Below are 13667 nucleotides of genomic sequence, written 5' to 3' on the forward strand. Positions count from 1 at the left end.
GCGGAATCCGAGCAGGCCTGTAGCGATCGATGCTATCTTTTACGCTAGTCACTTCGCTTATTCGATAGAGCATGAAAACGGTCGTGATCGGCTTCCTCGGCTCGGTACTGGACAGCGGCGGCGGTCCCGGTCGCTGGGAGAAGTGGCGTCCGAGCGTTTCGATTTGTCAGCACGAAGATCTGGTCGTCGATCGATTCGAAATGCTCTACGGCCGCGCTCACACGCGCATCGCCAATCAACTCCAGGAAGACATCGCCTCGGTATCGCCGGAGACGAAGGTGAACCTGCACCTGTGCGATCCCAAAGATCCTTGGGACTTCCAGGAAATGTACGGCTGCCTGCATGAGTTCGCTCGCAACTATGCGTTCGATCCGGAGCGCGAGCGCTATCTCATCCACATCACCACGGGCACGCACGTCGCGCAGATTTGCATGTTCCTATTGACCGAAGCCCGCTACTTTCCGGCGGTGCTGCTGCAAACATCCCCGCCGCGCAAGCAGAATGGCAGGGAGCTGGGCTCGTACTCGCTCATCGACCTCGACCTGTCGCGTTACAACCAGATCGGTGCCCGCTTCGCGCGCGAGAAGCAGGAAAGCACCGAGTTCCTGAAGTCCGGTATCAAGACGCGCAACGCGGCCTTCAACCAGATGATCGCTCGCATCGAGCGAGTGGCCGCGCGCTCCAAGGCACCGCTGATGCTCAACGGGCCGACGGGTGCCGGTAAGTCGACGCTGGCTCGACGCATCTACGAGTTGAAGCGGTCTCGCCATCAGATCCAGGGCGAGTTCGTCGAAGTGAACTGCGCCACTCTGCGCGGAGACGCGGCGCTTTCTACATTGTTCGGTCACGTCAAAGGAGCGTTCACAGGAGCGCAGGCCGATCGCGCGGGATTGCTTCGTAAAGCGCACGGTGGCGTCGTGTTTCTCGATGAGATCGGCGAGCTCGGTATCGACGAGCAAACCATGTTGCTCAAGGCCATCGAGGAGAAGCGTTTCGCCCCGATGGGCTCGGACAAGGAAGTCGAGAGCGACTTTCAGCTGATCGCCGGCACCAATCGCGATCTGCGGTCTGCCGTCGCGGCTGGCCGGTTTCGAGACGATCTGCTCGCACGTATCAACCTCTGGGTCTTCGAACTGCCCGCCCTGCGCCAGCGACGCGAGGACGTCGAGCCGAACATCGACTATGAGCTGGAGCGATTCGCGCAGGACAATGATGTCAACGTGCGCTTCAACGCCGAAGCACGCCGGGAATATCAGCGCTTCGCCACCTCCGCGGCCGCCGTATGGAACGGCAATTTCAGAGAGCTGTCCGCGTCCATCATGCGCATGGCGACGCTCGCCGAAGACGGGCGCATCACCGTCGCTGTGGTCAAAGACGAGATTGAGCGGCTACAACACGCGTGGCAACCGGAACAGTCGCAGGGTCATCTCGACTCTGTGTTGAGCGCCGATGCACTCGCCGACATCGATCTGTTCGACCGATTGCAGCTCGACGCGGTCATCGCGACCTGCCGCTCGTGCACGACGCTGGCCGAAGCCGGCCGAAAATTGTTTGCAGCGTCGCGAACTCGTCGGCGCGCGGTCAACGACAGCGACCGGCTGAAGAAATATCTGGCCCGGTTCAATCTGGATTGGGCCGCGCTCAGGCAATAACGAAACATCGTTGCCGCTATATCTTTCCATACACCTGGAGCAGCGCTTGACACCTCGCTGCGGCAGGCGGATAAGTACGCCCGAAAGTTAGCGGTAACAAATTTCCAGGAGGTCCATAACAAACAGCCCATCGAATGTCTGCTTTTCAATTGACGCCACAACGAAAGGGGGATCGACCATGAATGGAATCTTCAAAAGATTGACCGTTGCCGGCACGCTGTTCTCCGCACTCACCTGCGCTGCCGCCCTGCTCGGCCCGGCCGCCAGCGCTCAGACGTTGACTTCGAGCCAAACCGGCACGCACGGCGGTTATTACTACTCGTTCTGGACCGACGGCGGCGGCTCCGTCTCGTTCACTTTGCAATCCGGCGGCCGCTACTCGTCCCAATGGAGCAATGTCGGCAACTGGGTCGGCGGCAAAGGCTGGCAAACCGGCGGACGCCGCAGCGTGAATTACTCGGGCAGCTTCAATCCGTCCGGGAATTCTTATCTCGCGTTGTATGGATGGACCACGAATCCGCTGGTTGAGTATTACATCGTCGATAGCTGGGGCACGTGGCGCCCGCCCGGTGGCGAAGGCTACCTCGGCACCGTCACGAGCGATGGCGGCACCTACGATGTCTATCGCACCCAACGGGTGAATCAACCGTCCATCGAAGGCACACGAACGTTCTATCAATACTGGAGCGTTCGTCAGCAGAAACGGGTCGGCGGCACCATCACCACCGGCAATCATTTCGACGCATGGCGCAGCTATGGCCTGAACCTCGGGACATTCAATTACATGATCATGGCAACCGAGGGCTATCAAAGCAGCGGCAGCTCCGACATCACCGTAGGCGATGGCGGCAGCAGCAGCTCGTCGTCATCGAGCAGCAGTAGTAGCAGCGGCGGTGGAAGCAGCAAGACCATTCTCGTACGCGCACGCGGCACGGTCGGTGGAGAATCCATCAGCCTGCGAGTCAACAACACCAATGTCGCGACCTGGACGCTCACGACCAGCATGCAAAACTTCACGGCCACCACCACCTTGAGCGGCGGCATCACGGTTGCCTACACCAACGACAGCGGCAATCGCGACGTGCAGGTCGACTACATTCAGGTGAACGGCACGACGCGGCAATCGGAAGCGCAAAGTTATAACACCGGGCTCTACGCCAACGGCAGTTGTGGCGGCGGCTCTTACAGCGAGTGGATGCACTGTAACGGCGCCATCGGCTACGGCGACACGCCGTAACTGCGCCCGATCGACAATATCACCGTAACTCGCGATCCCATGAGCACTGCAGCTCGCGTCGCAACTTCGAAGGGTGGACTCGCGTCCACCCTCTTTCTCAGCGTGCTCGTGCGGCTGTGTCACCGCCGCTTCGCCTCGAACTATCTATCGACGCTCGCGTTCATCGGCCTGTCGTGCTGGATCATCTCGCAGCTGAGCAATTTCCACCGCTCGATGTTGCAAGGTCAGTGGCAGGTCGGCGACGCGGTCATCACAGTACACGCCCTCTTCCTCGCACTGATCGCGCTCTATGCGGTGATCCTCATTCCCTACTACGCCGCCTATCCATGGATGCGGTCGAAAGCCTTCACATTTGCACAGGGAATGTGGTTCGCCCTGCGCCGGGATCGCACGAACCCGCAGCTTTCCCCTCTGAGCCGACAAGCAGGCCTGGCGTTGCTGCTGAAATTCTTCTTCGCGCCGTTGATGATCAACTGGTGCCTGATCCATATCGCCAATCTGTCAGGATCTCTGCAGCAGCTCATCAACGGCATCGACAGCGGCCTCTCAGGACGCGAGCTGTTCGACACCTCGCTGTTCTGGGCGGCCTTCCAGCTGATTCTGTTCGTCGACACGCTGCTGTTCACGATCGGTTACATCATCGAGCTGCCCGCGCTCGGCAATCGGATCCGCTCGGTCGAGCCGACGTTCTTCGGCTGGTTCATCTGCCTCGTCTGTTATCCGCCGTTCAACGATTTCACCTTGCGCTTTGTGGAATGGCAGAGCAGCGACTTCCCGCAGTTCTCGAACGATTTCGTTCATCTCGCCGTCAACATTCTCGTGCTGCTTGCACTGGCCCTCTTCTCCTGGGCGTCGGTCGCGCTGGGTTTCAAGGCCAGCAATCTGACCAATCGCGGCATCGTGACGCACGGTCCCTATGCCTTTGTCCGACATCCGGGTTACGCGGCGAAAAATCTGGCGTGGTGGTTCGGCGCCTTGCCAGTCATCGGAACGTCGCTCGCCGCCGGCCAGTGGCGGGCACTGACCTGCTCGCTACTGGCACTGTTCGGCTGGACGGCGATCTATGCGCTGCGAGCCCTCACCGAGGAGCGACATCTGCTCCGATCGAACAATGGCTACGCAGAGTACGCCCGGAAAGTTCGCTGGCGATTCGTTCCGGGCGTTTGGTAACTCAGACGCGCTCGGCCGGCCGCCGGTCGAGAATGGCCTTCGTTTCCAAATGAGCTTCGATACCGAACGCACCGTACTCGCGACCGATCCCCGACTGCTTAAAGCCGCCGAACGGCGCCTGCGGTTCATGAAACAGTCCATTGACCAGCACGCGACCGGCGTTGATACGTTCCGCCACCGACTGAGCCCGCGCCGGATCGGATGAGATCACATATGCCTGCAATCCATAGTCTGTGTCATTGGCGATCGCGACCGCCTCCTCTTCAGTGCGATACGTGATGAGCGCCAGCACAGGGCCGAAGATTTCTTCACGCGCGATGGTCATATCGTTCGTCACGTTGGCGAACACCGTGGGCTTCACGAAGTAGCCGCCCAGTCCGTCCGGATGTCCTTCGCCGCCGATCAGCAGCGTCGCGCCCTCGTTCAGTCCGGCACGAATGTAGCGCTGCACGCGCTCATATTGCCTTTGACTGACGAGCGGACCGAGCTGCGTGTCAGCCTCGTTCGGATCGCCCACCTTCACCGCTTTGACGGCTTTCACGATGAGCTCAGACACCTCCGCCAAACGATTCTCAGGAACGAGAATGCGAGTGCCGGCGATGCAAGCCTGCCCGTTGTTCTGAAATCCCGCGGCGACCGCGAGCGGAATGGCTTTCTCGAGATCGGCATCGTCGAGGATGACGGTCGGTGACTTGCCACCGAGCTCGAGTGTCACACGCTTCATCGTCTCCGCGCCGGCGCGCAGGATGGCCTTGCCAACCGCCGTCGACCCGGTGAAAGAAATCTTCGCCACATCGGGATTCGAGCTCAGCTCGGCACCGACCACGTCGCCGCGTCCGTTGACAATGTTGAACACGCCCGGAGGCAGACCGGCCGAATGCAGACATTCCGTCAGCACCTGCGTCTGGATCGCACTCATCTCGCTGGGCTTGATGACGCAAGTACAACCGGCGGCAATCGCCGCTGCCAGCTTGTTCGTGATGAAGCTGTAGTTGGAATTCCACGGCGTGATGATCCCGACCACGCCCACGGGCTGCATGATGACCTTCGCGCTCTTGGCCTGACGCGTGAACTCAAACGTTTCCAGCGCTTCCGCCAGATCGAGGAAGTTGCCCGCAGCGGCGCGGGTCCATGGAGCTCGGACAGAAATGGGGCCGCCATATTCGAGCACCACGGCCCGAGTCAACTCATCCGCCCGGGCCGCAACCGCCGTGTGCAATCGACGAAGCATGTCGATTCGCTGCTCCTTGGTGGTCCGTGAGAACGCCGGAAACGCCCGCTTGGCCGCGGCGATGGCCCGACGCGTGTCGGCCACATCGCCGAGCCGCACCTGGCCGATGATTTCGCCCGTTGCGGGGTTGTGAAGATCGAAGCGCTCAGTGCCGTTGGGGACCACGAATTCGCCGTCGATGTAGCTGTGCCCGATGTTTCGCATGACTGCCTCCTTCAAGACTGTGGAGACAAGGTAGCGCCGGAGCATTGGCCTGGTAAGATGGACAATACTTGATGAGTCATCCGGGGAATCGGGACAATGCACCGATCGGGCATCGTTGAACTGGAGGCCGTGCTGGCGGTCGCGCGTCGTCGCAGTTTCCGTGCGGCAGCGACCGAGCTCGGCATGTCCACGACCGCACTGAGCAGCGCCGTGGCGGGTCTGGAAGCACGATTGGGCGTGCGGCTGTTCAATCGAACGACGCGCAGTGTCGCCCTCACCGAAGCGGGCGAATCGTTCGTCGGCAGGATCGCGCCGGCGATGAACGAGATCAACGGCGCGATGGATGCGTTGAACACCCACCGCCAGAACCCGGCCGGCACGTTGCGCATCAACACACCGGCGGGCGCCGCTCACATGGCCTTCGCGCCCATCGTGCTCGAGTACGTTCGCCGCTATCCCGAAGTCAACGTCGACATCGTCACCGAGGCTCGCATGGTCGACATCGTCGCGGCGGGATTCGATGCGGGCATTCGCATCGGCGAGCTGGTGCCCAAGGACATGATCGCGGTGCCGATGGGGCCGGAGTTACGCATGACGGTCGTCGGCTCGCCCGAGTACTTCGCCAAACATCCGCGACCGCGTCAACCGCTCGATCTGCTATCGCATACCTGCATTCGCTATCGATTGCCCGGCGGCAGGCTCTATCGCTGGGAATTCGAGCGTGGCGACGAAGCGCTGAATCTCGACGTGCCCGGCGCACTCACACTCGACGAGCCGACGCTCATTCGAGAGGCCGCGCTCGCCGGTGTGGGGCTCGCGATTCTCACCGATTGGTTCATGAGGGATGACCTCGCCGCGGGGCGCTTGATTCCCGTGCTCAGCGAGTGGATGCAACCATTCCCTGGCATCTCACTCTACTACCCGGCCAATCGTCACGTGCCGACCGCGTTACGACTGTTGATCGACCTCATCCATGAGGTCGTCAACAGGGAGAAACCGCGGCGCTTGAAGCGGCCCGCCGTCGCGGTTCGTACCGTAACCGGCGCCAGCCGATCACGACGCCGATGACCGACAACAACAATCCGCCGAGCGAGAACACGATGACGCAGATGTCCCATAGCGGGCGGCGTTGCCACAGCCACCAGATATCGAAGGAATGCAGGCCGTTGTACAACCAGCGATAGACCCGATGGGTCCGCGTGCTGCGATCGAGAATCTGCCCCGTGAGCGGATCCAGATGAAACCAGGTGTGCCGCTCATCGTCGAAGCGCACGCGAATGATGGGCAGCGGACGCTCACCCCGCTCCGGGTGGCGCGAGTAGTAATAGTTGTCGTAAGCGGTAAGCACGGTTGCTTCAACCAGCGAAGCGTCCGGAATCAAGGTCGGCGCGCGGGCCAGCATGGCCTCGGCATCGGGCAATGTCGTCGCCGCGGCGCTGCCAGCAACCATGCGTATTGAACCGTCTCGGTCGGCGACTCGATAGAAAGGTTGACCCGCGTAGTGAACGAGATCGGCTTCCACCGCCAGCGCGCCGAACCCTTGCGACGGCACTTCAAAATCGCCGACCGTGAGCGACTTACCCGTATAGATGAGTTGCTGATCCGCCTGAGCCCGACGCGGCGGATTCAAATTCAGAGGATTCATGGACAGCAGCCCGCTGAACACCCACGTCACAGTCAGCGCGCCAAAGATGATGCCGGTGAAGTAATGCCACCGCATGAGCCCTTTGTAAGGCACCTGCGGCTTGCCGGGTTTGGCACGACGGTTCCAGCGCAACCAACCGATCCATAGGCCCGTAATCGCAAGCACCACGCCGATGCCGGAGAGAATGTCGACCATCCATTCCCAAAACTCCGGATACTTGCGAACGAACGTCGGATAGAGCCAATGGGTGACGGCGGCAAAATAGTTCAGCACCCGCTCCGTGCTGTGCGTGTCCCGAACGACTTCGCCCGTCGTCGACGAAACATAGAGCACCGTTCCATCACCATCATTGATCGCGAACTTGAGCAACGGTCGGTGATCGTTGAGTGCAGCTGATACCGTCCATTGATCGGTTTGCACAGTGCCGTCGAAAGCTATGCTGCTACCTTCGAACGGCGCAGCGAATTTGCCGAGCGAGGCAGCGCTTCTCTGAACGAATCCCGTCACGGCCTCCTCCGCCGCTTTCGTGCTCACATCGCGAAGCACTTCGCCGTTGTCCGCGAACACGACTCGAGGTTGCGCTCCGTTGTCCGCGTGAATCACATACGCCGGCCGCTCGGCGATCATTGCCAGGCGAATCGAGCGCGGCGCCGCTGGCTGCTCGGGATCAGCGACGGCGATTTTCTTGAGCGTGCTCGGCGTCGCTGCTCTCGTAAAGTCTTTCCACTGCAGTTTCGTCAGTGCGTCCGCCGGCGTGAGCGTCGCGGCTGAGAAATTCAGCAGCCGCGCCCCGGCCAGCCGTTCTGGCTTCGAAAGCTGCGGGAACTCCACGTACATCATGAAGATCCCGCTCACGAACCACAGCGCGAAGAACAGGCACAGCACGATGCCCGCCCAGCGGTGGAATAGAAACAGCTGCCGCTTGAAGCTCATGGCGTCAGAACGAGTACTTCATACCGAGCTCGACGCTGCGCGGATCGGCGAGCCTCACCATCAAACCGCTGCCCGAGGCCCACTCGGCGTACTCTTCGTCGCTCAGGTTGCGCCCGCGCAGGACGATCTGTGCGTCGTTCCAGCGATAACCCACGCTGGCATCGAAGGTCGTGTATGCGTCGAGCTGGATGCCGTTGTTGGTATTGGCCTGCCGCTCGCCCACGTGACGCGCACCGGCAGTGAACTCCCAATCGCCCAACGGCTTCACGATGAACAGGCCCGCGACGAACTTCGCCACGTTCGCCGGAGTGTTGCCCTCGCGAGAGAGGACGCCGCCGTTCGTGAGATTCTCGAAGAAGTCTTCGTACTCCGCCTTCCAGGTCCAGGCGGCGTGCGTATCGATTCGAAACTCTCCCGGCAACGTGAACGCCACGGCAAGCTCGGCGCCTTGCGACACTTGCTTCCCGATCTGAGAGCTGACGCGGTCCGCATTCGTCGTCAGCACATCCTTCTTCTCGATATCGAACAGCGCGAGCGTCAGGTCCGTGCCATGAACGGACGCCTTGGCCCCCACTTCGTATTGAGCGCCCTTCTGCAGGCTGAAGTTGTCCTGAGTCACCGTGAGACTCACCAGCTGCGACACCGGCTGAGCGGCGCGACTGTAGCTGGCGTACAGATTCAGCGCATCGCTCGCCTCGAAGATCACACCGAGCCGACCGGTGATTGGATCGTACGATTTGGTGTATGGATCGAGACCGACATACGACTTGCGTTCCACATCGATCTGCTCGTAGCGCAAGCCGCCGACCACCTTCAAGCGCTGCACCGGCTCGTAAATGTTTTCAACGTAGACCGCCGCGTTCTCAGTCGTCACCTTCACCGTGCGCTGATAGTGCACGTCCGGGCCGTAGCCTCGATCGAAGCCGACCAGCGGCACATTGGCCGGCGTCGGCGACGCTGGCAGAGTCTGTCCGCTGTTACGGATCTGCTCGTTATTATCGTAGAGCGCGCCGATCAGGAACGTGTTCGGCCGACCCGCCAGCGTGCCGCTCCAACGCAAATCCACGCGATTGCCGATCTGCAGGTCGTTGCGATAGATCAGGAAGAAACTGCCGCGCTCGACCAGCTGAGACGCGGGGTTCCACACCGTACTCTCGGTGTTCCGCCAGTCCATGTGCTGAGTGGCAACGTAAGTCTCGTTACGCAACGTCCAGCGCTCGGACAGGTTGGAATCGACGATGAACCGCGTGAACGAGTTGTCGGCCTTCGACCAGTTGTCGATGTTGTCGTAGCTGAGACGACGTGTGCGCCCATCGATGCGAGCATTCACCAGTCGATCGGTCGCGCTGTTTGCACGCCGCACCGCCTGCGCACCGGTCTGATCGATGACCGCATCGTAAACCAGCGGTGTACCGTAATAACTGCTGACGCTGTCCTTCAGGAACGTGCTCTGCAAAGTGAGTGTCGTGTCGTCGGTGGCGTCGTAGCGTAAGGCGGCGGCGGCGGCGGTGTAGTCATAACCGCTGTCATCGACGTAGCCATCGGATTGCGTCTGCGAAACATCGAAGCGGTAGTAGAGCTTGTCGACGCCCGATGGGCCGCCCACGCCAAAGCCGGTGCGATAAGTATTCCACGAGCCGACGGTGGCCATGATTTCCGCTTTGGTGGTGTCGTCGGGCAACTTGGAAACGTAGTTGATCGCGCCACCGACCGCGCCTTCGCCATACAGCAGCGAGGCCGGGCCTTTGAGCACTTCGATGCGCTCGAACAGAAAGCTGTCGAGCGGGCGCGACGACTGCGAGGCGGTGTTCTGGCGGATGCCATCGCGCATGACAGTGATGTCGTTGCCAGAGAATCCGCGCGTCGCGTAGTTCGGAATCGAGCCGACCGACGTGCCGCCGGTCATGCCGACAGCGCTTTCGATGGCTTCCATGGCGGTTCGCGCACCGCGCAGTTGGATCAATTCATGTGAGATCACCGAAACGCTGGCCGGCAGATCGAATGCATCGATGCCGAGTCGCGAGCCCGTGAGCACTGGCTCATCGAGCACGACCGTGCTGCGCTCCCGCTGTCCTTCGACCACGATCGACTCGGTCTCATCCGCCTTGCGGTCGGTCGCACTCGCCTGCAGCGCCACCGCCAGCATTCCCAAACCGCTCGCCCAGCGGGCGACCCCGTGTTTGCTCACAATTGCCTCGCTTATTGGTTTTATCCAGCCTGTGCACAGAGCGCACCGGCCGCCAGTTATTTACGGTTACGAGGCCGCCTGCCCGCGTTAACAAACGCGCGAGCACGTCATCGATGGAAAAAATGGAATAACGGAAGGCGCGATTCGCCGGCGAACGCAGCGACGCGAACATCCGCCAGCCCCTTCCCACGAGAGCCCGACAGCCTGTGCGCGCCTGTAACAGCGCGCGATCCTCGGCAGGTCTTCGGGCTCATGGGCTTCGGCGTGTGCCGACCTACTTGGCGCTGCTTCCCAGGCAAAAGCCCAGTGCTGTGTGCGCCGTTCGTTCCCAATTACCGCTGCGGGGCAGCCCCGGAATGCACGCTGACAGCGTGGGCACCGGGTTCCCTTTTCAGCCCGCTCTTCGGGGAGCAGGCACCGTGGACGGGGCGCACGATATTGCGCTTTGCCGGAAGCGTCAACCGTTACACGCGGCGCTTATGGCGTTAATAACGGTTTCGTAACGACGTTAACCGATGTTTTCTGAGCCGTTAACGTGGCCATTACACCGGCCCGCTTGGGTGAGTGTCCATGGATAACCAAAGGCACTGCCGACCGGCCCGATCCGATCGCTAGAGTTCGCGCCGCTTTGCTGTAAACGAGAGATCGAGCATGCCTGCCTCACGTCGTACCGTCCTTGCCGCGGCCGGAGCCGCCCTCGCCTCACTCGATGCCACCGCGATACCGGTCGATGACACGGTCCGCGAGCTCATCAAACTTTCCGAAGAGTCCAACGCGACCCTGCTGCGTGGGGACATCGACCGATACCAGGAGCTCATTTCCCTGACCGACGACTTCACCATCATGGCCCCGTTCGGCGGCAAACCGACGCGTCGTATCGATCTCACCGCCGAGCGCATGCAGGCCATGGGCCGCTTCTTCAAGAACGGCACCCTGGAACAGGAAGTGATCGCCGCCTACGGCTCGCCGGACATGGTGGTGCTCGCGCTCATCGAACGAGCCCAGGTGGAAGTCGGCGGTTTGCCATCGCAGCCCTGGGCGCTACGGGTCACGCTGGTCTATCGGCGGGAAGGAAAGGAGTGGCGGCTGGCGCATCGACACGCCGATCCCCTCGTGGCAGGCATCACCCTGGAGCAATCAGCCGCGCTTGCTCGTGGCTGAAGCGTCGTCGAACACCGTTCGTCCGCCATACTCGGCGGCATGCGCGCGTTCTTCCGAGATGAACGCATCGAAGCTCGGGCCGGCGACGCGCCCTTCGAGGGCCCGAGCTTGAGCGTCGAGCTGACGGATCGCGGCGAGTCTTTCGTCGTTACCGAGTTTGGCCCGGCTCACCGCCTCCTTGAGCACTCGAATCGTTTGATCGTAAACCTTCAGCGGCACGGGGAACGGGTGGCCATCCTTTCCACCATGAGCCATCGAGAAGCGGGCCGGATCGCTGAACCTCGCCGGGGCGCCGTGCAGAACTTCAGCAACCAACGCTAACGCCGCGACGGTCCGCGCACCCACGCCTGGCGTGAGCAGCAGATCGGCGAAATCCTTGGGACCACGATCCGCGGCCGCTGCGAGCGCCGCGTGCAAACGTCGCAATACCACGTCCGATGCGCGTACTTCGTGATGAGCGGGCAAGCTCAAGTGCGGCGTCGGGTCCGGCTCAGGAAACAAACTCAGCGCCGCATTTCCCGAATCGCGCCATCGTTTCAGCAAGGCCACGGGGCGGTCCGGGCCCGCGTGCACCAGCTCGAGACCGGCGCGTCGATTCCGCTCCGCCCGAACATCCGCCAGATTGATAATCGAGCCTTGATTGCGACCTTCGATAGCCGTGTGCGGCGAATCCAGGAAGCTTTGCAGATTCTCCGACAACCAGTGATAACGGCGTGCTTCGCGTCGCTGCTCATTCATGCCTTGTTGAACGACACACCAACGGCCGTCGGTCGTCACAATGAACGCATGCAGATAGAGATCGTAACCATCCTGCACGGCTGCACTATCGACCTTCGCGACCAGTCGGCTCGCATTCGTTAACGGCGCCGCGTCGAGTCCAGTGCGATCCCCTAACGCCATCAGCTCCGATGGCGTCTCTCGCGACTTCGCACCTTTGCCGCCGCAGACGTAGATACCAAGTTCCTGCTGTATCGGAGCAAGGCCGCGCTTCAACGCGCCGATCACACTGGTCGTGATGCCGGAGGAATGCCAGTCCATGCCCATCACGGCGCCGAAGGACTGAAACCAGAACGGATGCGCGAGCCTGCGCAACAACTCGTCGCGGCCGTATTCCAGCACGATGGCCTCGACGATGATCCTTCCCAGCTTGGCCATGCGCGCCGACAGCCACGGCGGCACATGCCCGCCATGCAGGGGAAGATCGGCGCTACCTGTACGTTTACCCATGATGCGGTCACGTTACCGGTCGCGCCGCCGTCTGTCGATTGCAAATGTTGGCGTGCCCTGATCACAACGCCAGTTGTTCCACCAACCAATCTCGAAACATCCGCCTCGCCCGCGATCGCGATGCCCCGCCGAGCAGCCAATACGTGCCGCAGGGCGCGCTCATGTCGAATGGCCGGATCAGCCTTCCCGCCTTCAAGTCATCCGCTGCCAACAGGTCGTCGCCCAACGCAATTCCGTGGCCATTCGCAGCCGCCTGCAGGACCAGCGCGACATCGTTGAATCGCATTCGACGCGGAATCGAGATGCCAGGCAAACCCGCTGCCCGAAACCAGGCTTGCCAGGAGCGGTCCTCATCCTCATGCAACAGCGGAAATTGCAGCAGATCCTCGGGCTTTCGCAGCGCCTGACCGGGACGCATCAGCGAAGGCGCCAGCACCGGATACATCGCAACCTCCGCGATCAGGATGGCGCTGCGCTGTGGGCTGCGTCGCGGGCCTTCGATGTAACGAATCGCCATGTCGGTCTCGCTGCCCAGCTCCCGCATGATCTCGGTCGAATCCACTTCTACATCGACTTGCGGTTCGCTCGCGACGAAACGAGGCAGACGCGGCAGCAGCCAACGCGCGGCGAAAGCGGGTTCGACGCTGAGCCGCAAGCGCTCGCGAGTTTCACCCCGCGCCTGCGCGACCGAACGTGCGATCTGCATGAAACTTTGCGACAAATCGGCGGCCAGGCGCTCTCCCACCGGCGTCAGCTCGACCCGCCGGTGCAAACGAACGAACAGCGGCTGATCGAGCGCTTCCTCGAGCTGCCGGATTTGCCGGCTCACCGCCGCTTGTGTGAGATGCAACTCATCCGCCGCACGCGTGAAACTGAGGCGCCGCGCCGTCGTTTCGAAAACGTGCAATGTATGAAGCGACGGCAGTCGGACCGAGGTTGGCATAAGCTGAGATTATGGCAGCCGATCAGCAATGTTGCTTGAGCGAAAGCGCCCGCGCCGGTTCAATGAGCCATGGACT

10 protein-coding genes and 1 riboswitch are annotated in these 13667 nt (G+C 61.5%); of the genes, 5 read left to right on the forward strand and 5 right to left on the reverse strand.

Features of this window, described 5'->3' with window-relative positions; all coding sequences use genetic code 11:
• Positions 1 to 71 precede the first annotated feature (71 nt).
• From rtcR to ACFPN2_RS31415, 3 genes are all read left to right on the forward strand, one after another.
• Positions 72 to 1652 carry an RNA repair transcriptional activator RtcR gene (gene rtcR, locus ACFPN2_RS31405; protein WP_380604103.1) on the forward strand — a complete coding sequence of 527 codons (1581 nt, stop codon included), beginning with the start codon at positions 72 to 74 and terminating at the stop codon, positions 1650 to 1652.
• Positions 1653 to 1830: 178 nt separating this feature from the next.
• A complete protein-coding gene (locus tag ACFPN2_RS31410) occupies positions 1831 to 2889 on the forward strand; it encodes a glycoside hydrolase family 11 protein (protein ID WP_380604105.1) in 1059 nt (352 codons plus the stop codon).
• Between the two features lie 39 nt (positions 2890 to 2928).
• Positions 2929 to 4059: a methyltransferase family protein gene (locus ACFPN2_RS31415; protein ID WP_380604107.1), complete on the forward strand. Its 1131-nt coding sequence runs from the start codon at positions 2929 to 2931 to the stop codon at positions 4057 to 4059.
• Position 4060: 1 nt separating this feature from the next.
• Here the strand turns inward: ACFPN2_RS31415 and ACFPN2_RS31420 are convergent, their stop codons facing one another.
• Positions 4061 to 5494 (reverse strand): aldehyde dehydrogenase family protein, encoded by a 1434-nt coding sequence (locus tag ACFPN2_RS31420; RefSeq protein WP_380604109.1) that lies wholly within the window; start codon positions 5492 to 5494, stop codon positions 4061 to 4063.
• Positions 5495 to 5590: 96 nt separating this feature from the next.
• On the opposite strand from ACFPN2_RS31420, the gene ACFPN2_RS31425 reads away from it, so the two are divergent.
• Positions 5591 to 6562 carry a LysR family transcriptional regulator gene (locus ACFPN2_RS31425; RefSeq protein WP_380604111.1) on the forward strand — a complete coding sequence of 324 codons (972 nt, stop codon included), beginning with the start codon at positions 5591 to 5593 and terminating at the stop codon, positions 6560 to 6562.
• Here the strand turns inward: ACFPN2_RS31425 and ACFPN2_RS31430 are convergent.
• Both ACFPN2_RS31430 and ACFPN2_RS31435 read right to left on the reverse strand, forming a co-directional pair.
• The gene (locus tag ACFPN2_RS31430; protein WP_380604113.1) at positions 6477 to 8072 is read right to left on the reverse strand and encodes a PepSY domain-containing protein; all 1596 of its coding nucleotides are present in this window, start codon (positions 8070 to 8072) and stop codon (positions 6477 to 6479) included. The two genes, ACFPN2_RS31425 and ACFPN2_RS31430, sit on opposite strands and share 86 nt — an antisense overlap.
• 4 nt (positions 8073 to 8076) lie before the next feature.
• Positions 8077 to 10260 carry a TonB-dependent receptor gene (locus ACFPN2_RS31435; protein ID WP_380604115.1) on the reverse strand — a complete coding sequence of 728 codons (2184 nt, stop codon included), beginning with the start codon at positions 10258 to 10260 and terminating at the stop codon, positions 8077 to 8079.
• 218 nt (positions 10261 to 10478) lie between these two features.
• A riboswitch (cobalamin riboswitch) is annotated at positions 10479 to 10697 on the reverse strand.
• 214 nt (positions 10698 to 10911) lie between these two features.
• Between ACFPN2_RS31435 and ACFPN2_RS31440 the strand changes: the two genes are divergently transcribed.
• Positions 10912 to 11421, forward strand: a complete 510-nt coding sequence (locus tag ACFPN2_RS31440; RefSeq protein WP_380604117.1) for a nuclear transport factor 2 family protein — start codon at positions 10912 to 10914, stop codon at positions 11419 to 11421.
• Here ACFPN2_RS31440 and ACFPN2_RS31445 read toward each other — a convergent pair.
• The gene (locus ACFPN2_RS31445; protein ID WP_380604119.1) at positions 11398 to 12648 is read right to left on the reverse strand and encodes a DUF763 domain-containing protein; all 1251 of its coding nucleotides are present in this window, start codon (positions 12646 to 12648) and stop codon (positions 11398 to 11400) included. The two genes, ACFPN2_RS31440 and ACFPN2_RS31445, sit on opposite strands and share 24 nt — an antisense overlap.
• A 61-nt stretch (positions 12649 to 12709) precedes the next feature.
• Positions 12710 to 13591: a LysR substrate-binding domain-containing protein gene (locus tag ACFPN2_RS31450; RefSeq protein WP_380604121.1), complete on the reverse strand. Its 882-nt coding sequence runs from the start codon at positions 13589 to 13591 to the stop codon at positions 12710 to 12712.
• Between the last annotated feature and the right edge of the window lie 76 nt (positions 13592 to 13667).

It is taken from the genome of Steroidobacter flavus, assembly GCF_042651805.1.
Lineage (GTDB): Bacteria > Pseudomonadota > Gammaproteobacteria > Steroidobacterales > Steroidobacteraceae > Steroidobacter > Steroidobacter flavus.